This is a genomic window from Thermosporothrix hazakensis, assembly GCF_003253565.1.
Lineage (GTDB): Bacteria > Chloroflexota > Ktedonobacteria > Ktedonobacterales > Ktedonobacteraceae > Thermosporothrix > Thermosporothrix hazakensis.
Window position 1 is genome coordinate 226,930 of sequence record NZ_QKUF01000003.1, and the last position, 23,066, is coordinate 249,995.

Annotated in this window: 16 protein-coding genes; 13 read left to right on the forward strand and 3 right to left on the reverse strand. The window is 52.2% G+C overall.

Annotated elements, in window-relative coordinates; translation table 11 throughout:
* Positions 1–112 precede the first annotated feature (112 nt).
* On the reverse strand, positions 113–2,536 hold the full coding sequence (locus EI42_RS07720) for a Stp1/IreP family PP2C-type Ser/Thr phosphatase (RefSeq protein ID WP_111320545.1): 2,424 nt from the start codon (positions 2,534–2,536) through the stop codon (positions 113–115).
* A gap of 249 nt (positions 2,537–2,785) precedes the next feature.
* Here EI42_RS07720 and EI42_RS07725 point away from each other — a divergent pair, with 249 nt between their 5' ends.
* The 8 genes from EI42_RS07725 (at position 2,786) to EI42_RS07760 (ending at position 11,802) form a co-directional block, all read left to right on the forward strand.
* On the forward strand, positions 2,786–4,021 hold the full coding sequence (locus EI42_RS07725; protein ID WP_211326071.1) for a peptidase dimerization domain-containing protein: 1,236 nt from the start codon (positions 2,786–2,788) through the stop codon (positions 4,019–4,021).
* A 504-nt stretch (positions 4,022–4,525) separates the two neighbouring features.
* Positions 4,526–5,707, forward strand: coding sequence for a glycosyltransferase family 4 protein (locus EI42_RS07730; RefSeq protein ID WP_111320549.1), 1,182 nt, complete (start codon positions 4,526–4,528; stop codon positions 5,705–5,707).
* A gap of 9 nt (positions 5,708–5,716) precedes the next feature.
* Positions 5,717–7,363, forward strand: a complete 1,647-nt coding sequence (locus EI42_RS07735) for a sugar transferase (RefSeq protein WP_111320551.1) — start codon at positions 5,717–5,719, stop codon at positions 7,361–7,363.
* A gap of 172 nt (positions 7,364–7,535) precedes the next feature.
* Positions 7,536–8,669, forward strand: coding sequence for a glycosyltransferase (locus EI42_RS07740; protein WP_111320553.1), 1,134 nt, complete (start codon positions 7,536–7,538; stop codon positions 8,667–8,669).
* A 29-nt stretch (positions 8,670–8,698) separates the two neighbouring features.
* Positions 8,699–9,478 (forward strand): YveK family protein, encoded by a 780-nt coding sequence (locus tag EI42_RS07745; RefSeq protein ID WP_137686205.1) that lies wholly within the window; start codon positions 8,699–8,701, stop codon positions 9,476–9,478.
* Positions 9,479–9,669: 191 nt separating this feature from the next.
* Complete coding sequence (locus tag EI42_RS07750; protein WP_111320557.1) at positions 9,670–10,356, forward strand: CpsD/CapB family tyrosine-protein kinase; 687 nt, start codon at positions 9,670–9,672, stop codon at positions 10,354–10,356.
* A gap of 67 nt (positions 10,357–10,423) precedes the next feature.
* Positions 10,424–11,089, forward strand: a complete 666-nt coding sequence (locus EI42_RS07755; RefSeq protein WP_111320559.1) for a hypothetical protein — start codon at positions 10,424–10,426, stop codon at positions 11,087–11,089.
* 119 nt (positions 11,090–11,208) lie between these two features.
* Positions 11,209–11,802 (forward strand): class F sortase, encoded by a 594-nt coding sequence (locus tag EI42_RS07760; RefSeq protein WP_111320561.1) that lies wholly within the window; start codon positions 11,209–11,211, stop codon positions 11,800–11,802.
* 1 nt (position 11,803) lies between these two features.
* On the opposite strand, the gene EI42_RS07765 is transcribed toward EI42_RS07760, so the two are convergent.
* Complete coding sequence (locus EI42_RS07765; RefSeq protein WP_111320563.1) at positions 11,804–12,997, reverse strand: acyl-CoA dehydrogenase family protein; 1,194 nt, start codon at positions 12,995–12,997, stop codon at positions 11,804–11,806.
* 307 nt (positions 12,998–13,304) lie between these two features.
* Here EI42_RS07765 and EI42_RS07770 point away from each other — a divergent pair, with 307 nt between their 5' ends.
* Positions 13,305–14,045 (forward strand): glucosaminidase domain-containing protein, encoded by a 741-nt coding sequence (locus EI42_RS07770; protein ID WP_170142443.1) that lies wholly within the window; start codon positions 13,305–13,307, stop codon positions 14,043–14,045.
* Between the two features lie 5 nt (positions 14,046–14,050).
* On the opposite strand, the gene EI42_RS07775 is transcribed toward EI42_RS07770, so the two are convergent.
* Positions 14,051–14,863, reverse strand: a complete 813-nt coding sequence (locus EI42_RS07775) for a hypothetical protein (protein ID WP_111320567.1) — start codon at positions 14,861–14,863, stop codon at positions 14,051–14,053.
* A 231-nt stretch (positions 14,864–15,094) separates the two neighbouring features.
* Between EI42_RS07775 and EI42_RS07780 the strand changes: the two genes are divergently transcribed.
* The 4 genes from EI42_RS07780 (at position 15,095) to EI42_RS07795 (ending at position 23,020) form a co-directional block, all read left to right on the forward strand.
* Positions 15,095–16,078 carry a GAF domain-containing protein gene (locus tag EI42_RS07780; RefSeq protein ID WP_111320569.1) on the forward strand — a complete coding sequence of 328 codons (984 nt, stop codon included), beginning with the start codon at positions 15,095–15,097 and terminating at the stop codon, positions 16,076–16,078.
* 137 nt (positions 16,079–16,215) lie between these two features.
* The gene (locus tag EI42_RS07785; RefSeq protein ID WP_111320571.1) at positions 16,216–18,024 is read left to right on the forward strand and encodes a glycosyltransferase family 39 protein; all 1,809 of its coding nucleotides are present in this window, start codon (positions 16,216–16,218) and stop codon (positions 18,022–18,024) included.
* Between the two features lie 129 nt (positions 18,025–18,153).
* The gene (locus EI42_RS07790; RefSeq protein WP_170142444.1) at positions 18,154–20,577 is read left to right on the forward strand and encodes a DUF2298 domain-containing protein; all 2,424 of its coding nucleotides are present in this window, start codon (positions 18,154–18,156) and stop codon (positions 20,575–20,577) included.
* 55 nt (positions 20,578–20,632) lie between these two features.
* Positions 20,633–23,020: a flippase activity-associated protein Agl23 gene (locus EI42_RS07795; RefSeq protein ID WP_111320575.1), complete on the forward strand. Its 2,388-nt coding sequence runs from the start codon at positions 20,633–20,635 to the stop codon at positions 23,018–23,020.
* Positions 23,021–23,066: the final 46 nt, after the last annotated feature.

The following is a 23,066-nucleotide window of genomic DNA, read 5'->3' on the forward strand; positions in this document are numbered from 1 at the left end:
CATGATGAAGATAGAAATGACTGAAAAATAGGCAGAAAAGAGCCCTCACAAACTCCTCGCATAGTGAAAATGTATCATATTTTCATAGTCGCTGTGCGAGGAGGAGAGGGCCTTAGGCCGGACATGTATTCGGTTTCTGGGTGTCGACAGAGAAGAGCGTTGTCGCATTATTGCTGGCGTTCTGCCCCAGAAGATGGAAGCCTTTTCCGCCGGGATCGGCGGTAATTCCGAGCACATTGCTAAGCTGGTTCCCGGCAGCGAACTGACGCTCCAGTTGCACCTTTACCTGATTGGTTGCGGCTCCCCCATTTGCGTTGGTTGGTGGTGTTCCATTGGACTGGCTGACTGCGGTCAGGTCAAGGACACGATGGAAATGGTTATCCGCGATATAGAGATGCGGCGTGTTGTTGACCGTTCCCGTTGCCAGTGCGGTTGCATCAGGGATAGAGAGCGTCGCCGGCGTTTGGGTCATGCTGCTTTCCGGTGGTGTCGGAACTGTTGCTGAGGTGGTAAATTCCGTTGCGCTCAGCGACAGTGGCGCGTAAATAGGCTTCTGTGTGATGACGCTTGTCGGTGATACCTTATCCTGAGTAAAGTTGACACTCTGGATCTCGCCGTTGTTTAGCAAGAAGAAGATCTGGTCGCTTTTGGGAAATGCTACAATATCCTTAACGCCGGAAGAGATCGTAAACTCTGTGCTATCAGGCGCTTGCAGAGTATTGTTTTTCATTTCGTAGCGCAGCAACCGATTGGTGTTTGCATTGGTTGTCGATGTCAGCAGCACATAATAGGTATCATCTGCTGCTGCCAGTTGCGTCGGCTTGAAATCCTTGACCTGTAGTGTTTTCAGAATATCTTCGTCAATCTGAGGTGGCTCAAGCGAACCAGACGCAGTGATTAAGCCAACCGCAATAGAATATGTCGCGGGAGCATTGTTCTGACCTGCCTTGCTGTAGAGCGCAGCGAGTGAGCCGTTGTTCCCCTCGATTGCCAGTACATCGCCATCAAATGCGGTAATCTTGGTTGCGGGACTCATCTTATCATTTAAGAGATAGACGGCTTTATCACTTCCAAGTGCATAGAAGAAACGGGTGTTGCCCTGCTGTGCCGCGGTAATCGCGGTGATTTGCGGGTTCCCGGTAATAGCTTTATTGGGTGTTGTCGAGCAGAGCGGGAGAATAGAGCTATTCTTATTGTAGTTCTGGATAGCTGTTTTTACATTGGTCGTCAGATCAGTATCCAGACCGCTCAGTTTTGAGCGCTGCTCGTCGTTCAGAGAGGCCGAATGCAACGGCTTCAGCGTCTTCTGGACGTTGGCAAGATCCTGAAGCGCTTTCCCTGGATTGCTTTGTACAAGAGCCTTTGTCTGGTCAATCGTGCTCCTGGCTTGTGTAAGTTGCTTATCGACATCAGGGTTTGCCCGATTCATAAAAAATAGATAGTAGGCACCACTGCCAGCAAGCGTTACAACAAGTAAAATAATGAGCGCAAGCGCAGGGAAAAGGAGGCGCCGGTTCTTTTTGGGCGCTTGTGGTGTCCCTGAAGGGAATGTGGGCTGTGGGATCGTTGCAAGATCGGGAGATGCAAGAGGGCCGCTTGGTGGTGCGCCGGGCATAGGCAGGGGAGCGCTCACACTGGTTGCAGGCGTTCCCTCGTTAGGATGGGGCATCACCAGAGTAGACCCGGAATAAGGGCCAAAAGGAACGGTATTCTCGTCTGCCAGATTGCGTGTTCCATTTGGACTCAGCGTTGCAACCTGAGATCCTGTGGGTTCCCAACCGACTTCCTGTATTCGAATGACAATGGCCGTGATATTGTCGGTTCCGCCATTGGCATTCGCCCGCTCAACGAGCCGATAAACGCCTTCGCGTGGCATAAACTGGCTGATGATGGCGCTGATTTCCTCGTCCTCGACCATGTTCGAGAGGCCGTCGGAACAGAGGATAAACGAGTCACCGGGTTCAAGATGTTCTGTAAAAACATCTACCTCGACGTCGGGGCTGGTACCAAGCGAACGGGTGATGACGTTGCGTTGTGCATGGGAACGCGCTTGATCCTGTGTCAGCAGCCCCGCTCGTACCTGCTCTTCTACCCAGGAGTGGTCTTGAGAAACCTGCTTTCCCTGCCCGTTACGGAACATGTAAGCGCGGCTATCGCCCACATTCGCAATGTAGGCGGTACTCCCGCGAAGCACTGCGGCTACACAGGTCGTACCCATGCCGCTGCGTAGCATGTTTTCAGCAGCACGCTGATGGATTAACGTGTTGGCCCTTTTAATTGCGTGAATCAGTGATTCAACAACGTCATCCCTATCATCTTGATAGTACACTTTGCTTACTGTGTCGACAGCAATTTCGCTGGCAACTTCGCCAGCTGCATGACCGCCCATGCCATCGGCCACAATGAAGAGTGCCCCTTTCTTCGCCATCATCTGGGGATCGCGGGGAATGACGTAGGCCATATTGTCTTCGTTATGGGGACGCTTGCGGCCAACATCTGTTAGCTGCGCGACATCAAGCCGGAGTTGTTTGGACAACGTGTATCTCTCCCGTGTAATCAGATGCTTAGAAGCGTATACATTCCTTGCCCTCTAGGCAGTTCTCAGAACTTTAGGCTATAATACACCGATGGAGAGAAAAACGCAACTTATAAGGTATAGCGCACATTGCGCTTCTCTCTTCTGCCTACTAATCTGTACCGCTCACTGCACCTGAGTATACTCTTTCGTTACGTCCCATGCAAGATATTGAGCTTGCGGTACTAGCAGAAACGTTTTATGGAGCGGATGGAACTTATGGTATCTTCCTTTACTGCAAGGCTCATACAACAGATCAGCGCTCATTTTGAGGACGACCTGCAAGCTTGGTCGCGTTTTTCTGCATGCACACAGGACTCCTGGCTCCCTCTGCTGACGACCGAGCTGAAACGTTGTGGGTTCACCTTCCCTCTAGTCCCTGAAGCATCCTCTATAGTGTATGCAGAGCTTCAGGCCAACGCTCCCTGTACCCTGCTGTTCTATAACCATGTTCCAGCATTTGCCCCTGCTCGCTGGCAACTGCTCTCGCTCTTTCTCTGGCTGCGCGTGTTTTCTCTCTATACAAAGCTTGGACGCATGTCTCCTGTTAATGTCAAATGGCTGCTTGATAGCAGTACTATCGCTGATGATACTCATCTGCTTCAGGCGCTTGAGAAGCTGCCACAGCTTATAAAGGCCGATATTTGTCTGACCGACGATACCGCTGGCATTGGCAGGCTGGCGGGCGAGGCGCCGCTGCTGGCAACGGGCCTCAAAGGGCTGCTCTGTGTTGAACTGCACGTGCAAACAGGTGTGCGTTCGTTGCCAAGTATGCATGGGGCGATTGCGCCAAATGCTGCCTGGCGTCTGCTCTGGGCACTGAACAGGCTCAAAGACGAAAGAGAGGATATTCAGCTTGATGGCTTCTATGAAACGCTGGAAGACCTCTTTGTTGATGATGTAGCGCGCTTGCCGGATCGCGCGGTATGGTTTTCGCGTCATTGGGGTGTAGAAAGCCTGCTTGGAGGGCTCCAGGGCTTTCAAGCAAACTACGCGCATGTGTTGACCCCAACCTGTACCATTAATCGCATTTCCAGCGGCGATGGGCAGGCGCTGACGATTCCCGCGCAGGCAGAGGCAACGCTTGACTTCCATCTTGTGCCCGGACAGAAGCCAGCGGTGGTCCTTGAGGCGCTTCAGCAACACTTTAAGACTGAGGGCTTTGCCGAGGTCGAAGTTTCTCCGCTGGCCCAGGTGCAGCCCTGCTTTACGACTCCCTCACATCATCTGATTGAGCGTTTGAGACATGCGACAACCCTTGCCTATGCACGTGAAACCTGCGTGCTGCCTCTGGCGTTAGAATGTAAGCCGATAGCAACGCTCTGTGCTCTCCATACGCTGCCGCTGGCCTGTACGGCGTTACGCATTGGTGAGGGTGAAGTAAGCAGCGCAGAGATGCAGGCTGCAATGAGGCAACTGGTGTATTTTATGGAGTCTCTTGTATAAAGCGATGAATCAGGTACGAAACCTGTAAGCGAGTACGGGCTGTTGCCTGTGAACGTGCTGGATGGGCCCTGTCTTCTCTTTTCTTGTGATAGTCCGGTAGAGAAGAGAGAATAGCTTCCAGCATTTCAAGAAGAGGTTGTCGCGCGCCGAGAGATTTTTACCGCAACAAAACAGGCTAATCGGGCCATTGATTATACAGTTGGGTGACTTCAGAGTATACTGAACAGTGTAGGAGAGATACTCGGGTCTGCTAATTCGTGCCCGATAACCGTGATATAAAGCGAGGTTGCTCGTATGCAGAGAGCCGCGGTCTGTGCGCATAGCGTTTTCTATCAGACGACAAGACTGGCGGCACTCAGTATGTTGTGTGCAGGGGGAGTGGTGCCCTCTGTGTTTCAGGTGAACATAGTGATGTGGAAGATGATACATACTGACAAGAAATGGAACGAGTTGTGACTTCGCTGAAGATAAAGCCGTTATATTGCCATAGGAGAAACTGTCAGTATGCATGTAGGGATCAACGCTCAGTTGTTATCGTTCGGGGAAGGGTATCGGAATGGGGGCGTGAGCCGCTATATCCGTTTCCTGCTCACTGAGCTTGCGAGGAAGCCAGGAGAACATACATACACAGTCTTTGTGAATGGACAACAGGTAATTGATCATTTAAAGAGTCTGAATATACAACATCCTCAAATAACCTTTGTGAGTGCTCCGTGGCCGGAAGAGAAACCGATACAACGGATTCTATGGGAACAGATGACATTACCCACGCTGGTGAAGCGGTTACAGATAGATGTATTACACTCTCCCGTTAATGTATTACCCGAGCGCTTGCCTCGGACCTGTGCGGGAGTGGTCACACTACATGATCTGGCGTTTCTGCGTTTCCCGGAGGTCCTGACACGGGCCAAGCGGATCTATCATCAAACGTTTACGCTTCGGAGCCTGCGTCGCGCGACCAGACTGATTTGTGTCTCAGAGAGTACAAGGCGTGATGCGCATGAGTTAGCCGGTATTCCGCTTGAGAAGAGTCACACGGTATATCCATGCATTGATGAGCGCTTTACTGCTGAGTATAACGAAGAGAAAATACAGGAATTTCGTCGTGCACATGGCCTGAACGATGGCTATATTTTGTATCTTGGAACACTGGAACCACGCAAGAATATCACCCGGGTGATCGAGGCATATGCACGCTTGCGTGAAACGGAACACAGAAAAGAAAAACTGGTGCTGGCAGGGGGGAAAGGGTGGCTGTATGATGCTATATTTGCAAAAATACGAGAACTAGGTCTGGAGGAGGATGTCCTGTTTCCGGGCTATGTGGCGGATGAGCAACAGGTATACTGGTATCAGGCAGCCTCAGTATTTGTTTTTCCATCTTTATATGAAGGATTTGGTATTCCTGTCGCCGAGGCGCTGGCCTGTGGCACGCCGGTCGTAACATCTAATGTTTCCAGCTTACCCGAGGCCGGGGCTGATCTGGCACTCTGCGTGGACCCGCAGGAGACTGAGGCGCTCTCCCGGGCGATTATGCAGGGATTAACCGATCAGGAGTTGCGCACGAAATGTCGCCAGCAGGCATCACAGATATATCAGCGTTTCTCGGCGCAGGTAATGGTAGAACGGACTCTTGCAGTATATGAAAAAGCAGTGCAACGCTCGCATAGTGTTTCTTTACAATAGAGAAAGAATATGGCACCGACCGTGAAAAGCAGTAAACTCACACCACAGACACCACAAGAGATGGCACATATGAATATTGAAAATGTACCCCCGACGTATGGCGGTTCGGATGGTGGGAGTGTAGGGCCGAGTGGGACAACCGGAGCCATCACAAAAGTCGTCACCAGACGCCGCACACATCGCAGGCAGTGGCGTATTTTTGAATGTATTGCAATGCTGATCCTGGATGGCTGGCTCATCTACACGGCCTTCCAGATGGCCTACATCCTGCGAGATGCTCTTGATTCACAAAATAGTTATCTGAGTGCTCTTCTGAAAAATGTTCGAAATAATCTCCTGGATAATGACCCCGGTTCCTATAGACTGGCACCGGTTGAGTCATTCTTGCTATTGGAGATCTCTATTGTTGTTGGCCTGCTGCTCATTTTTATGTTTAGAGGTCTGTATAGTTTGCGTCTGACAGGCACCTGGTTTCGGCAGGTCAAAATTATTGCCAGTTCAGCCACGATAGGGCTCTGTTTTCTGATCGCGTATTACTTCGCTTTTCAGCCGCTTGGCACATCGCGCTTGCTCTTCCTCTTTGTGTGGATTGTCTCAATTCTGGTACTCAGTCTCGGGCGTCTGCTCGTCTCAGGGGGAATGAGCCTGCTCTATCGTATGGGCCTGGGCGAGACGCGGTTACTGGTGGTTGGCTCGGGACGGCTTGGGAAAATGGTGCTACAGCATATTGCCGCCAATCCCAATCTTGGCTACTCTATTGTTGGTTTCCTGCATGACTTAAGCGATAATGCTACCGGAGATTTTGGCCGTTTCAAAATGCTTGGCACGATCGATGACATGGCAATGGTGATTCGGACGATGCAGATTGACGAGGTCATTATTGCCTTGCCCTCGGATATGCATCAACATGTGATTAAGACGGTCAAGCTGTGTGAACGGCTCGGAACCTCCTTTAAATTAATCCCTGACCTCTATGGAATGAGTCTGTCACGCATTGACATGGAGTCCATTGAGGGCATTCCGCTGATCGGTATTCGACCGCTTTCGCTCAACACCTTCCAGCGGATTGTGACGCGCCTGGTTGATATTATCGGGGCGGCGCTGGCGTTACTGATAGGTTCACCAATCTGGCTAGCGCTGGCGTTGATTATTAAGTGTACCTCTGAGGGACCGGTCATCTATAAGCAGACGCGTGTTGGCCTGAACGGAGAACATTTTCAGATGTACAAATTCCGGTCTATGTATAAGGATGCTGATCAGCGTCTGGCGCAGTTGCTCGCCCGGAACGAGGCTCAGGGACCGCTCTTTAAAATGAAAGATGATCCGCGTGTCACTCCGATTGGCAAGTTACTCCGTCAGACCAGTCTGGACGAGGTGCCACAGTTATTCAATGTATTGAAGGGTGAAATGAGCCTGGTGGGCCCGCGTCCACCGCTTCCACGTGAGGTTGCTCAATATGAGGAATGGCAGAAAGGGCGGCTGGCGATCAAGCCCGGGATGACGGGTCTGTGGCAGGTGCGCGGCAGGAGTAATCTGAGCTTTGATGAGGGAGTGCTGCTGGATCTGTACTACATCGAGAACTGGTCTATGCGGCTCTACTTCCAGATTCTGTTAAGCACTATCCCGGCTGTCTTATTGCGGCGTGGAGCCTACTAGAGAACACTGGTCGCCGTTTGTGGTAGTCCTGCTGCGAACGGCGAAGTTTTGCTATTGCATATATGACGACTAAAAAAGGGTATCTGGTAGCAACAAAATGGTCTGAAAAAGCGATATGTGAAAGGAGGCACGGCAGTTCTTAATTGTAAAGGAGAGCCATGCCGTATAGTATATGAAAGTAGCACTGGTTCACGATTACCTTAATCAGATGGGGGGAGCAGAGCGTGTGGTGCTGGCGTTACATGAGATCTTTCCTGACGCGCCGCTCTATACCTCGATCTATGATCCCGATAGGGTTGATCCTGCTTTCCGCAAGATGGATATTCGTACCTCGTTTATGCAGAAGCTGCCCTGGGTAACGAAACATCATCAGCCCTATTTGCCGCTGTATCCATTCGCAATGGAGAAGCTGGATTTACGCGGCTATGATCTTGTTCTGAGCAGCTCTAGTGCGTTCGGCAAGGGGGTGATTACGCGCCCGGAGACCATGCACATCTGTTATTGTCATACGCCTATGCGCTGGTGCTGGAATTATGATGAATATATCGAGCGCGAGCAGTTGGGAAAGGTGGCGCGTGGTGTGCTGCCCTTCCTGATTACAGGTCTGCGAATGTGGGATCAGACCAGTGCCATGCGCGTTGACCATTTTATTGCGAACTCGCCGACCATCGCGGAGCGTATTCGGAAATACTATCGGCGCGAGTCGGTGGTGATTCCGCCTCCGGTGGAGGCCAGTCGTTTTCCCTTTGATCCACAGACACAACCGGAATCGTATTTTCTTGTAGTCAGCCGCCTGGCTCCCTATAAACGGATCGATCTCGCGATTGAAGCCTGTAACCGCTTGCGCCTTCCCCTGATCATTATTGGTGGTGGACGTGATGAGGAGCGTTTGCGCCGGCTGGCTGGTCCCACCATTCATTTTCTTGGGCGCTTGCCAGATAGCGAGGTGATTCATTACTTCAGGCATTGTCGGGCGCTGCTCTTCCCGGGTGAGGAGGATTTTGGCATTACTCCACTAGAGGCGCAGGCCGCGGGGCGTCCGGTGATCGCGTATGGCGCCGGCGGGGCGCTGGCCTCAATTGTTGAGGGCGTGACAGGTCTCTTCTTCCGTGAGCAGACGGTTGAGAGTCTGGTTGAAGTCCTGGAACAGTTCGATGAGCGGCAATTCCAGCCAGAAGCGATCCGAAACCATGCGCTTGAGTTTGACACGCCTCGCTTTCAACGTCGCGTGCAGCAATTCATTGAAGCAAAAATACAGGCGGCGAAATCAGGGGAGTCATCTCGCTCCAGTAGCGATGTGCTCTAACAGAACAGGTCCAGAAAGGGAGGAGTGACGTGGAGTTACGTGCATATGGAGCCATTCTTATGCGGCGGCTCTGGATTATTCTGCTGGTGGTTGGACTGGCTGCCCTGTACGCTGGCTTTCAGTTCTATCACTTGATACAGACGCCTGGAGCGCTGAAAGCCTATCAATCCCAGATAACGGTTCGCATCGGTATTCAGGCCTCGACACAGCAAAATGGGGCAAGCTATGGCGATCTGATTACGGCGGCTGAAACGTTCGCTGATGAGCTGGCAAAAGGTCCGGTCATGACATCACCGGTTTTTGCCTCGCAGATCAAGCAGCAACTTGAAGCTGACAGACAACAGAAAGCGGTGGGAGGGCCGCCAGATGTGGGCGCGATTGCGCGTTCTATTACTGTCTCAAACTTTCATAGCGTTGTCACGGTCACTGTGAACTGGTCCTCTCCCGCGGGAGCCCAGGCGATTGCGCGTGCGGTCGGAGAAGTGATGCAACACCATATCGGTGATTATCTCGACTATGAAATCAGGGGCAATAATGCAGCTAATGCGAAGAACAAGCATGCACAGCCGTCCGCCCAGATTGTTAATGACGCCACTGAGCCTGTGCAGGTTGAGGGCTTCGCTGGTAATAAACCACTCTTGCTGGTTGCACTTGTGCTGGTCGCTTTGATCATCGGGGTTGCTCTGGCCTTCTTGATGGAGTATCTGGATGATCGCGTACGAAGCAAAGAAGAGGTTGAGCGCCTGCTTCAGCTTCCAGTGATCGCCGAGCTTCCGCGCATACCGGTACCGGGGAAAGAGAAGCGTTAGTCACCCATTTGGGAAAAGGGTAACCGACAGAGGTTTACTTTTGTTGACAGAGCACGTGGCGGCTTTTATAGTACAGAAAGTTTGTGGAACGGCGGAGAAGGATATACTGGCTCTCTCCGCTTCTTTATATCTCCTGAACGATTCGGTACAATGACACTGAGAAATGGTTCAGGATGGTAAGGAGCGAGTACGTGGGAACGTCTGACAAGGAAAAACTGGCGCTGCTTACTGATTTTGATAGCAGTTCAGCGTATAGCCGCGCTTTCCATACATTCTATACCAATCTTCGCTTGAGTTGGGATGTAGAACAGTTCAAACAGTATGTTATTCTCGTAGCTACACCCGTTTCTTCTCAAGGAAGAGTGTATACCTGTGCGAATCTTGCGATTGCGGCGGCACTTCATGGAACCACGACAGTGCTGGTTGATGCAGATGTGCAGGAACCAAAATTGCACACTTATTTCGGGATAAACAGCGTGAATGGTCTCAGCGATCTCCTGGCTGAGGAGGAAGCGATTGAAAACAGGGTGGCAACAATGTGCAATGAGACCTTTGTCTCCGGCCTCTCATTACTCACTGCCGGCATGACGAAGTTAACGGAACTGGATGTGCAGCGCCTTTTGCTCAAGCATAGTGCCTCTCTGGTGGCAGGTTTACGCTCGTACCTCTCATGGAAAACAGCGGAACCGGGGCTTATTATCTTCAACTGTGCTCCGATTCTGATGAATGTCAATGCATCAATTGTGAGCGCTGTTGTCGATCAGACGTTCCTGCTTATTGAGAATGGTCGGACCTCGTATGCTCAGGCAAAACAGGCTCAAGAGCAACTTCTTCGCGCCCACGCAAGGATTGCAGGTGTTATTATGATGGACGGGTAGAAATGTTGAATGGGACAATGAATTGATTCGACACACCACAATTGCACACTGATGAGGAGGGCTTCGTATGCAAGGACGACAAGGACGAGAGGGAGAGTCTCGGGAAACGCCTCTAGGGAGGAAGGCGGCCTCGGTCAATGGGTCAGGACGGCAACCAACTATACCGCAGCGTCCTCCCGGTATGACTCGGGTCTCTAAACCTCCTGCGACTCGGAAGGTGGAACGCCCAAAGCGGGAGAATAATCCCCAGGGGGCACGGAAGAGGGCGCTCATTTTACTCGGGGTTCTGGTCCTGTGCGCTGCTGTCTCGCTGGCCGGCGGGTACGGGTTATTTAATCTGGTAAAAGGTATTCAAGCAAGTGCCGGGCCTTCTCAGACTATCTCTTCATTTCTGGTTGCTCTCGATAAACAGGACTACCAGAACGCGTATACCTATCTGGGTGCAGGCATTACTCTACAGCAGTCTCAGGAGCAGTTTGCCAATCAGGCAAAACAGCTCGATGCCTGTTATGGGAAGGTGATTGACTACTCGCAGCAAGAGGGATCTGCTGTCTATGAGGAGAATGGGAACATCCAGAAATATAGCTATACAATCAAACGGGAACATATGGAGAAACCCTACACGCTTGTGTTAACGGTGCAGCAAGAGCAGGATACCGGGGACTGGAAGATTTCTGATTATGGAACGCTCGGCCCTGATAAGAAGAGCGCTCCAGCCTGCGCGACAAAGTAGCGAAATAAGAACCTCCCGGCAATCGCGGGAGGTTTTCTTTTGTCCGGAAGGTTGTCGAAAAAGGATGATATAGGCTATACTGCAAGAAAAAGCGGTACCATGTTTCATAAGGGAAGGCTATGAAAAAGGCACTTTTTTTCGGGCTGCTTCTGTTGCTGGTTGTCGGGGGCATTCTGGCATATAACGTCAGGCAAGGGAGTGGTCAGGCTGCGCCCGAGGCCTATAGTAGTAAACCTGCTCCCTGGCAACCCGCCCGGTTACAGATCCCTCGTTTACAGATTGATGCACCAGTGCTGGGAGTTGGCGCTACTGCGTCGGGCAAGATGGATGCGCCCACCTCGCAGGCGATAAATTCTCCCTACTGGACCAGCGTCTTCTGGTACACGCTTGGCGTCTCTCCCGGGCAACAGGGAAACGCTGTGATTGCCGGTCATGTGGATAAAACAGGCGGCGATCCGGCAATTTTCTGGAATCTGAAAGTATTACAGCCGGGAGATGAGCTGCAAGTGCAATTAGGAGATGCAAGCATTGTACGCTTTGTGGTAGAGCGGCTGGAAAGCTATCCGGCGGAAACGACTGATGCCGAGGTAATGAAGCAGGTGTTTGGCCCCACTACAGAGCGTCGTTTGAACCTGATTACCTGTAGTGGAGCCTGGACTGAACATGGCTACGATCAACGCCTTGTGGCTTTTACCCGCCTGGCATCAGCGTAGCTCAGGCGAAAGCATCAAGTCCCGTGATGGCCTGCCCGATAATCAGGGTGTGAATATCGTCGGTTCCTTCATACGTGAAGACCGATTCCAGGTTATTCATATGCCGGATAATCGGGTATTCCAGCGTGATGCCGTTCGCTCCCAGAATGGTGCGGGCCTCGCGGGCAATATTGAGGGCCTCGCGGCAATTGTTGCTTTTCGCCACTGAGATCTGAACCGGGTGTAGCAGATCTTCATCTTTCAGGCGACCAAGCTGAAGGGCCAATAACTGGGCTTTGACCAGCTCGGTCGCAATAAGCGCCAGTTTGCGCTGGACAAGCTGGAAACTGGCGATAGGCTTCTTAAACTGGATACGTGTTTTTGCATAGTCCAGTGCTGTCTCGAAACAGGTACGGGCGGCTCCAAGAACCCCCCAGGCGATTCCATATCGCGCTTCATTCAGACAGGAGAGAGGGCCACGCATCCCCTTGACATTGGGAAGCATGTTTTCAACAGGGATGCGGCAATCCTCAAAGTGCAGCTCTGAGGTCACGGAGGCGCGGAGTGAGAGCTTTTGATGGATGTCGCTGGTGGTAAATCCTGGGGTGCCACGTTCAACTAGGAACCCACGAATGCCGTCATCGGTTCTGGCCCAGACAACTGCCAGATCAGCTATGCCGCCGTTGGTAATCCACATCTTGGTTCCATTCAAAATATAGTGGTTTCCATCTCGACGCGCTGTTGTGCGCATACCAGCGGCTTCGCTGCCGAAATCAGGTTCAGTCAGGCCAAAACAGCCGATCACTTCACCCCGGGCCATACGAGGAAGCCAGCGCTGCTTTTGCTCCTCAGAACCAAAGGCATAGATGGGGAACATTGCCAGTGAGCCTTGCACCGAAACAAAGGAACGCAGGCCACTATCGCCGGCCTCAAGTTCCTGGCAGGCAAGTCCGTAACAGACGGCGTTTAGGCCCGCGCAATCGTAGCCATCAAGATGCATGCCAAGCAGCCCCATTTCGGCCACTTCCGGGATCAACTCACGGGGAAAGGTACCCGCTTCAAAGTGCTGATCGATGCCTGGAAGGACGCGCTCGCGCACAAATTTGCGTACGGTATCGCGTACCATACGCTCCTCGTCAGAAAGCATATGGTCAATATTATACAGGTCGGTGGCTGATGGTACTTGCGCCAGGCGTTCAGACGTAATGAGTGTCATAGAAATCTCTATTCCCCTTTTGTAATAAACCTGATCGAAGAGTATGCTCTTCGTTGAGCATATGTAGCCCTTCAGCTATTATATACTCCAATTGGTGGAGAGTGGTAGGGAGGAATTGGCTTCGGGAGAGAAGTATTTAGGAAAAAATAGGGGGAGAAGGGCTATTTCTCCCGAAATCTTAAACTTGCCTCCCTTTCTTTCGTATAATCTGGAGAACAGAGCGATGTGGCGCTATAGATGGTAAGAGGTGTGATACCGTATAAAAAGAATCTGAAATGTGAAGAAGAGCGTTATGCAAGGAATGAATATGCAAACACCAAAGTTCACCGGGGATAAGATCTATCCATTTCCTCCCGGAACTCCTCTCCCTTCACCGCGAAAAAAGTCGAGCGGGAAAACGTGCCTGTTTCTGGCACTCGGTACGCTTGTTGCTGGCTTGTTGCTGTCCTGTATTGGCGGGATAGCCTTTGTATCCTGGGGACTTCCTCTGCTTCATCGTCAGGAGGAGCCAATAGTTCAGGATATGCCATATGTAGAGACTGTTCAGGGGACACCGAAAGACAAGGTCTATGAGGTAATGGGGTCGCCGACTATTTCAGTCGAGATGATCAATAAGGTGTTGGAGCGGAATAACTCGCCTGCGAAAGGGAAGGGGAAAGCGCTCTATGACTATGGCGTGCAGTACGGGGTCGATCCCGCATATGCGCTGGCTTTTTTCTTTCATGAGAGCAATTTTGGCACGCAGGGTATGGCTGTTGAAACGCTATCCCTGGGCAATATTCGTTCTCGCCCAAATGAGCCGGAATATAAGGGGTATCGCAAGTATGCGACCTGGGAAGAAGGCTTTGAGGACTGGTATAAGTTGATTGCGGAAACCTATGTGAAGGACTGGCAACTCCGCACTGTGGATCAGATTATTCCAGTCTATGCCCCAAAGGAAGATAACAACGATGAGGCAGCTTATATCCTGACTGTCAAACTGGCTGTGGATAAATGGCGTGCGGAATCGAAAGCATTACATGTCACTCCCACGCCGAAAACTCGCTGATCGTTTCAGGGGCTGCTGTTGGAAAGGAGCGTGCCGCATAGGTTGGCTGTGCCGTTCTGACTGTAGAGAGGTATCACAATAGACCATTTGCTCGATGGTAGTGCTTCCACTGCCGGGATAATCGTTTGAGCGGTTGCCCTCCCGTATACGTCGGTTCGGAGCGCACGCAGGGGGTAGAGTGGAACTCCATTATCATAACAGTGCCCACGTTCAAGGGCGGCTTGATAGATGGTGTTTGGTTTGAGCCGTTCGACAATGAGTGTCACACTGAGTTGTCTATGTTGCAGGAGCAGCGACGCAGTACCAGAAGGTGCGTTCCTGTTCCTCTGTTCCTGAAGGGGAACTGTGATATCCTGCTGCTCGTTGAAGCTCGACCCCGAGACCTCACTACAGATGAGGTGCTGGCTGATGCCTGTGCGGTAGACCCCGAGGAACCATCCGGCACGCGGTATGCCATTTCGTCCGCCGGGCACATCGATAGAAGTCGAGAGCCTGCCCCGCCTATCACTGAGCAGGCGTCCGATAGAATACAGCCGTTTCCCACCAGATGCACAATGCTGACGATACAGGCTGATGGTGTAGCGGCTGTTTCGCTGGAGACCGCCAATCCAGATGGCGATATGAACAGTGCGAGTGGCGGGTTGCCAGGAGAGACTGGCCAGTCCATTCACTCCTGTTGTCAGTGTCGTGTATGCCTCCACAGGCTCCTCAGGAGAGTCGAGGGTAACGGCCTCTTCAGTCTGGCATGAGGTGGTGATGAGTTGCAGAAGCAGGGCCACATAAACGAATGCAGAAAAACGAAGGCGCGGCAAATGCATACTCCACTCCTTTCCCACTGAGAACACCCAATTCTCGATATGCGTTTCTGCCACAAGAACAGTATAGCCTCTTAAATGCCTGCTTGCAAGCTTCGCTGGTGTTGAAACCTTGCATCGCTGAGTGCGGATAATGAGACATCAATCATGAGTTGACGTTTTTTGTATATTGATGCTACTATACAACTCTAGGTACCGGATTGATGTTTTCAACTCGTAGTTGGAGAAGTGGCTGTGCAAGATGCGCAAAATTGGCGTGAGCTCCTCGGGCGTATTATTAAAGATCCGCAGGAGAAAAGACGCATTGCAAATGCATTGGGTGTGAGTACTGTAACGTTAGGGCGATGGGTAAGTGGTGAGTCGAATCCACGTCGCCAGAACGTACGGCATTTACTGCATGCGATACCTGAGTATCGGAAACAGTTTTTAGATGTCATGCAGAAAACAACCGGTCGTTTTTTTACTGATGTTGTAGATGAGGAGCATGGGGAGGCGGAAATTCCCTCGAATGTGTATGAACATATCCTTAATGTTCACTGCAATATGCCGAAAGCGCTTCATTTCAATACATTATGTGATGTGATCCTTCGTCATGCTGTTGAACAGCTTGATCCTCACCGCCTGGGGATTGAGATAACAATAATGCAATGTATGCGGCCCCCTGAAGGCCAGAAGGAAGTTCGGAGCCTGCGAGAGATCATGGCACGGGGCACTCCTCCCTGGGATCGCGGGCTTGGACGACGGACAGCCTTTCTGGGGTCTGAATCGCTGGCTGGCTATGTGGTTCATACAGGAAGATCGCTGGCAATCCCGAACAGGAATACATCTCATTTCTTCCCGGCTACCTGGGTCGAGGGTGAGGAGAGCGCTATTGCTTATCCCATCATGCAGTCGGCTCGGGTTGCGGGCTGTTTGCTTTGTTCCAGTTCTCAGCCTGACTTCTTTCAGGCGGGCTTTCGACAGGGGATTGTCCAGAGGTATGCGGAACTTCTGTCAATCGCGTTTGCGGAAGATGAGTTCTACGAACTGGATGCGATTGAGTTGGGGAGGATGCCGCTGCCACAGATACAACAGGACTATCTGGTTGATTTTCGGGCCCGAGTCACAAAGGCAATGGTGAAGTATAAAGTCAATGTGACAGAGGCTGAACAGATTGTCTGGCGGGAACTTGAGGCGGAATTGTTGGAAATGCAGTGCGCGCAGAGAGAGAGCCTATAGAGAGAAAGTCTTTGTTATTCCGTTCGCTCTTGACCTGTTTTCGTGCAGTCTCTATACTAAGCTTTGACGTTTCCCTGCTTGTTTAGGGATTACTTTTCAGGCGAAAAGAGAAACAGTAGAGGAAGATCAAGAGAAAAATGACGGCAAAAATAGTGCGTCACTGGCGTGTACTGGTATTTGTGACTCTGGGAATTGTTGCCTTTCTTTTAAGGATCTATGGTCTCAACTGGGATCAAGGCAACGGCTTTCATCCGGATGAGCGACAGATTCTCTTTCGAGTAATGGAGCTTCATTGGCCGTCCAGTTTCGCTGAGTTTCTAGATGTGCAGCGTTCACCGCTCAATCCGCACTTTTTTGCCTATGGCTCTTTCCCGCTCTATGTGCTGGCTTCGGTTGGGTTTGTGCTGGATCATCTGTCTCCTGGAGCGGGTACATTTTCAAATCTGGCGCTGGTGGGCCGGGTGCTTTCCGCGTTGCTGGATAGTGGGACTGTTATCTTAACGGGCTGGCTGGCATTGCTCGTGACCCGGGAGATTGTGCCAGGGCGTGGGGCAGCCTGGGATGTGGCATTACTGGCAGCCGCCTTTGTTGCCTTCACGCCGTTGCAGCTTCAACTGTCCCACTTCTATACAGTAGACACAATGCTGCTCTTTCTGGTCCTGTTGACCATTATTGCCTGTGTGGGCCTGGTGGAGGCGCGGAGGCTGGAAGGTTGGGCTATCCTGCTTGGGGTGAGCTACGGGTTGGCGATGGCAACCAAGTTTAGCGCCGCACCGCTGGCTGTGCCCATTCTGGTTGCGCTGGCGCTCCGCTGGTATCGCAGGCGAGATTGGGCGGAGGCGCTCGTCTTTGCCATGCTGATTTTTGCGCTGGCCGGAGTTGCCTGTATTGTGGCACAGCCCTACGCGCTTCTCGATTCTGCGAACTTTATCGCACAGGTATCGGAGCAGGGCAGTATGGCTCGGGGAGCGCTTGATTTTCCCTATGTGCGTCAGTTTGCCGGGACGATCCCCTATCTCTATCAGCTTTCCAATATGGTGCTCTGGGGTTTGGGCCTGACAGTTGGTGTGCTTTCCTGTCTGGCGCTGCTCTGGCTGTGTGTGCGTATGGTCCAGCGCAAAACAGGAACCTGGACGATCGTGCTGGTCTGGGTGCTGGTATATGGCCTGATAACTGGCAGCTTCTACGTCAAATTTATGCGCTATATGTTGCCGGTATACCCCTTCCTGGCCCTGATGGGAGCAACTGCCCTGATCGCTATCGGCCACTGGCTTGGTAAAGCGCGGCTCAAGTGGCGCTCGCGCCTTCAGCTCACCGGGACTATCGGCTATGGGGCGCTGGTTGTTGTGGCGCTTCTGGGGGTGGTCTTTCAAGGGCTGGCTCTGCTAAGTGTTTACAGTCAACCCAATACGCGTATTCAGGCCTCTCGCTGGATGTATCAGCATCTCAAGCCGGGTAGTGTGCTGACCTATGAACAGTGGGATGATCCGCTTCCCGTTGCGCTTGGGAGACAAACGCCGTCTCAGTTCGTGCAATATACCTATCAGACAAAGGATGGCAACTATGCGCAGGGGCTTGATCTTTACGGAGAGGACACGCCAGAAAAAGCACGGCAACTGGCAACTATTTTGAGCTCAGTACAGGTGGTGACGATGGCCACCGATCGGCTTGATCTCTCTATTCCGCGTCTGCCTGACCGATATCCGATGACCATTCACTACTATGATTTGCTCTTTAGCGGAAAACTCGGGTTTCATCTGGCGGCCCGGTTTGAGGTGCGCCCTCAGCTTTTGGGAATTACGCTTGATGATAGTCATGCAGATGAAAGCTATTCTGTGTTCGACCATCCGCGTGTGCGCATTTTTGTGCGCGACGAGCCATACCCCTATACTGCTGAGCAATTGTACCAGAAGCTTGTAGAAGGCGTTTCATTTCAGCATTCATAACTCGTTTTTGCTTCTCTGGTTGCCATACGGGAAACGGGAACCGAGAGCGGCCCGTGTATGTTTCCTGATACAGGCAGAGATTGCCAGGAAAATGTATCTCCGAATAACCAGATCTTGAGGGAAGTCACTATGATTGAACTGTTTCAGATGTGGGCGCTGGTGGAAGTGCTGGGGATAATTTGTCTGCCACTAGCAGTAACGGTATTTCATAATCTGCCAGACCGGGGCCTGGCCTTTAGCAAGGCACTGGGCGTTGTGTTATTTGCCTTCTGTGTCTGGCTCCCACTCATGGTTCTGCGCTTCCTTCCTTTCAGCCGGGTCTTTACCGTCAGTATTGTGCTGCTATTGCTGGTAGTAAACGGGGGGGCACTATTACGAGTCCGAGTACGCCAGACGATTGCGAAGACAGCACGGCGGAATATTGTGTATATCGTGCTGATAGAAGTGCTCTTCCTTGCTCTTGTCTGCCTGCTTGGCTGGCTGCGCTCTCTGGACCCGCGTATTCGCTCGTTTGAGACCTTTATGGATGAGGGATTGCTGTCCTCCATTATGCGAAGCTCGCATTTTCCCCCGCACGATATGTGGTATGCCGGTCAGCCAATTAACTATTACTATTACGCGCACTATTGCGTGGCTGTGCTGGCGAAATTGGCGGGCGTTCCGGCTTCCATTGCGTTTAATGCGGGTATTAGCATTCTCTTTGGTCTGACCGGGATTAACCTGTTTGGGGTTTCATCCAATATTGTGAGTTGGGCGCGCTATCTACGTGCCAGAAAAGCCGAGGACGCGGACCTGCTTGAAGAAGATCCATCAACTGTCTATCCGCCGCTGTTGGGTGGTGTGCTATTTGGCCTGCTCACGGTTTTGTTCTGCATTATTCTGGGCAATCTGGCTTCAACTCAGATCTGGTGGGCCAATCATAACGCGATCGGAACCTCTTTTGAGGCGGCGTACAACTTCTGGTTTGGTTCAACACGCGTGGTTGAGAAGACGATTAATGAGTTTCCTGCTTTTAGTTTCCTGCTTTCGGATTTCCACGCGCATGTGCTGGCGCTGGCCTTTACGATTCTGGCAATAGGCTTGATCTTCAATCTCTTCCTGGAAAAAGATGGGCTCGGCCTGAACGTCTATGGCAAGGGTTTCCAGATGGTGGTGACGCTGGTGGTGACGGCGATTGTACTTGGCGGTCTCTTTGTAATGAACGGGTGGGATTACCCTACCTACGTTGGTCTGGCTGTGGTCTGTATCGCGGTACAACAATGGCTGGCCTATCGTCTGCGTTTTTGCTGGCCGCTGTTGCTGGATATTGTCGTTGCTGCGGTAGCACTGATCGCTCTCTCGTTTCTCTGCTATTTGCCCTTTTTCCTGGATTTTGTTTCGCCGGCGCAGGGAATCGGCCTGGTAGACCCGCAGAACCGCTCGGCAATCAGTCAGGAAATCCTGATTTATGGCACCTTTGCGTTTCTCTTTGTGTCGCTGATGATTGCGACGCTGATGAAGAATCCCTTGATTATGTTCTGGCAGCGGATGCGAGGGGAGGCCGAAGCGGAGGGTCAGAACTCTTTCCTCTGGCGCACGAACTGGAAGCGGGTTGGGATAGTTGGGCTGGGAGTTCTGGCGGTTGCTATACTGATTGTACTGCTACTGGCCAGGAATAGTGCCACATTGGTGATTGCGGGAACCTTTGCCATTGCCGCTGTCTGTGTCGCGTTCTATGTTCTGGGGAATCGGGCGCATGTGTATGTGCTGCTGCTTGGAGCGCTGGCGTTTGCGCTTGTCGCTGTCTGTGAGATCGTCTTTTTGCGCGATGTGTTTGCAGATAGCTTGCCGCGCATGAATACGGTCTTCAAATTCTACTTTCAGGCGTGGGCGCTGCTATCAATTGCCTGTGGAGCCGGATTGTATTTCATTGTTCAGGGATTCAAGCCGGTGCGGCTGGGGGGTGGTGACCTGTTTCTGCTTCAGGTAGTTGGTAACGGTTTCTGGTATATGGCTTTTCTGGTGCTGTTGATTGCCGGTCTGCTCTTCCCGGTTTTTGCCCCGGCGGCGCGTTTTGGTACAGGCGATCCTCTGGGGGCGAATCCAAAGTTGGCGGGTGTATCCAGTCTGGATGGTATGGCATATCTCAAGGTTGACCCAACCTACCAGGGCGACTATGAGGCGATTCGCTGGCTCAATGAGCATGTTTCTGATGATGCCGTCATTATCGAGGCCCTGGGCAACTCGTACACGGAATATGGGCGGGTTTCGGTGTTCACAGGTCTTGCGACGCCGATAAACTGGCCCGGCCATGAGATTCAGTGGCGGGTCAAGTGGCAGGGAACGGCGGCACGTTCTGCTGATTTTAACCAGCGCATCGCCGATATGGACGAGATTTATCGGAATCCCGACAAGGAGGCGGTGCTGAATATCATGAAGCGTTATCAGGCTCAATACATCTATGTGGGTCCGCTGGAACTGCGCAAGTTCCCGACAGATAACTTACAGCGTTTTGCCTCGTTTATGCAGGTTGTCTATAGCGCAAATGGCGTCACTATCTATAAGGTCAGGTAAAGGCGTGCGGCAGTGATGGTTTGCTGCTCGTGTTGATGCAAGGAGGAACGGACTATTGAAGAGTTATGATACACATTCCCGGGATGGAGTGCAGGAAAACACTCCTGAACAGGAGGTCTCTCTAGATCGGGTGGAGGAGAACCGAGAACCTGATATTGGAGAGGAAAGCCTGATACAGGATGAAGAACAGGTTGCGGTGCCGGAAGCTGACATCCCTGTTCGGCCCGCACGGGGAGGAAGTATCTTTCGCCCTACGCGGGAACAATTGCTGAACTGGCTGCCATTCTGGGGCCTCATTTTGCTTGGCGCAATTCTGCGTTTCTGGGGGCTGGGTGACAAGCCTCTCCATCATGATGAAAGTCTGCATGCCTACTACTCGTTGCAGCTCATGCATAATATGGAGAACTGGGCTGCCTGTTTAGATCCGCATGCAGGATGTTATCAATATAACCCGTTGTTGCATGGCCCGTTCCAGTTTCATGCGATCGCGCTGGTGTATAAGATCAGCCAGTTGCTTCAGGCCCCGGATAACGGGGTGAACACGTTTACGGTCAGAATCGCTGCGGCTGTCCTCGGTTCGGTGATTATCGGACTGCCGTACTTTCTGCGTGACTATCTTGGGAAAACAGGCGCGTTGTTGGCGTCGTTTCTCCTGGCTGTTTCTCCAAGCATGGTCTACTTCTCACGCTTTGCTCGTGAAGATATCTACATGGCCTGCTTTACCTTCCTGCTGATTGTCTCGCTTGCGCGGTATGTGCGAGACCGTCAGGGGCAATGGCTGATTCTGGCCGCTGTCGCGTTTGCGCTCTCCTATGCGACGAAGGAAGCGACCTTCCTGACCGTCGCAATCTTCGGCAGCTTTTTCGCGTTGCTGGTAGTCTGGGAGCTGGGGGTGCGTTTCCCCCTGCGTGTCCGTGCGAATGCAGACTCCTCGGCGTCACGCTTCTTGCCCGGGACCTGGGGACCACTTGCGGTCGCGCTGCTGGTGGTGATTGCCGCGCCGCTGGCAAAGGTCTTCTTCTCGGTTCTGCATGAGCTGGCAATCTATACAACTGACAAGAAAACACAACCGATAGCGGACGCGTTCGTCAGAAATCTGAAGAGTGGCACGGTGATGGCAGTGCCCATCATTGGCTTTGCGCTTGGGGTGCTGGTGCTGACTATCCTGGTCCTGGAAACAAAAGGCAAGATCCCCATCAGTGGACGGTGGGGGCTGGCCAGGCGTATTGACCCGCGCAAGCAGCCCGTGCTCGACACTATCCTGACGGCCCCGTGGACGCACTGGTTCTTTGCGCTGCTGGCGGGCTGGCTGGTCTTTCTGGTCCTGTTCACGGTATTATTTACCAATATTGCGGGCGGGATCGGAGATGGTATCTGGCAGGGACTCTACTACTGGCTGCAACAGCAGCAGGTGGCGCGTGGTGAGCAGCCCTGGTACTACTATATATTGCTGATCCCGTTGTATGAACAGATCGGGGTGGTGTTTGGGCTGGTTGGCCTGGTGCGCTGCCTGCTGCGCCCGAATCGCTTCCGCCTCTTTCTGGTGTACTGGTTCCTGGGGAGCTTCTTTATCTACTCGTGGGCGGCGGAAAAGATGCCCTGGCTGATGATTCATATGACAATGCCGTTGATGGTGCTGGCCGCGATCGGGTTGGAGCCTGCTGTCTCGGCTGTTGTGCACATGATTCGGGGCCTCCTGCGCAGTCAGGATGAGGCGACTGCTGTTGCGACTCCTCCGTTGGCCGCTGCTGGTATGATGCCGCGCCTCCTTTCCATTGGGGTGGTGGCACTGGCGATCCTGACTTTGATCCCGACGCTACAAAACATGTATCAGGTGACATATATTCACTACGCCGACGCTCCTCACGAGATGATGATCTATGTCCAGACCGATAAAGATATCAATACCGTGATGGAGAAGCTCGATCAGATCAACCAGAAGCTCTATCCCGGCAAACTGGAAAATAACAAGCGCAAGCTCCCGGTTGCTGTGGTTTATGATGCCATGTGGCCGTTCGCCTGGTATTTGCGCGATTTCCCCGACCTGAAATACTATCCTTCGGAAGGGTGTCCGCAAATCAACACGGATGCGCCAGTGATTATTGTCGGTGGTGATTGTCTCTATTCGGCGCAGATGCAGTATCAGGGTAAGTATAAATTCCATCGCTATCATCTGCGGACGTGGTGGGATGAAGGGTATAAACCACCTCCCTGTATCCCGAGTGCGGCCGAGAAGTGTGAGGGAAAGCCAACCTGGGGTGGAGTTGGTCCGCTGCTCTGGCTGAGTTATGGCGACAATCCTCCACCGGGAGCAACCTTTGATCTGGGGCGGGCAGTGAATAACGTCTGGCAATGGTGGTGGTATCGAAAGCCGATAGGCAGTACCAATGGCTCTTATGATATGGGTCTGTTTATTCGGAACGATATCTCTGTTGCCCCCTGATCTACCATGAAGAAAAGAGTGCATCTACTGGAGTACCATGTGTCTC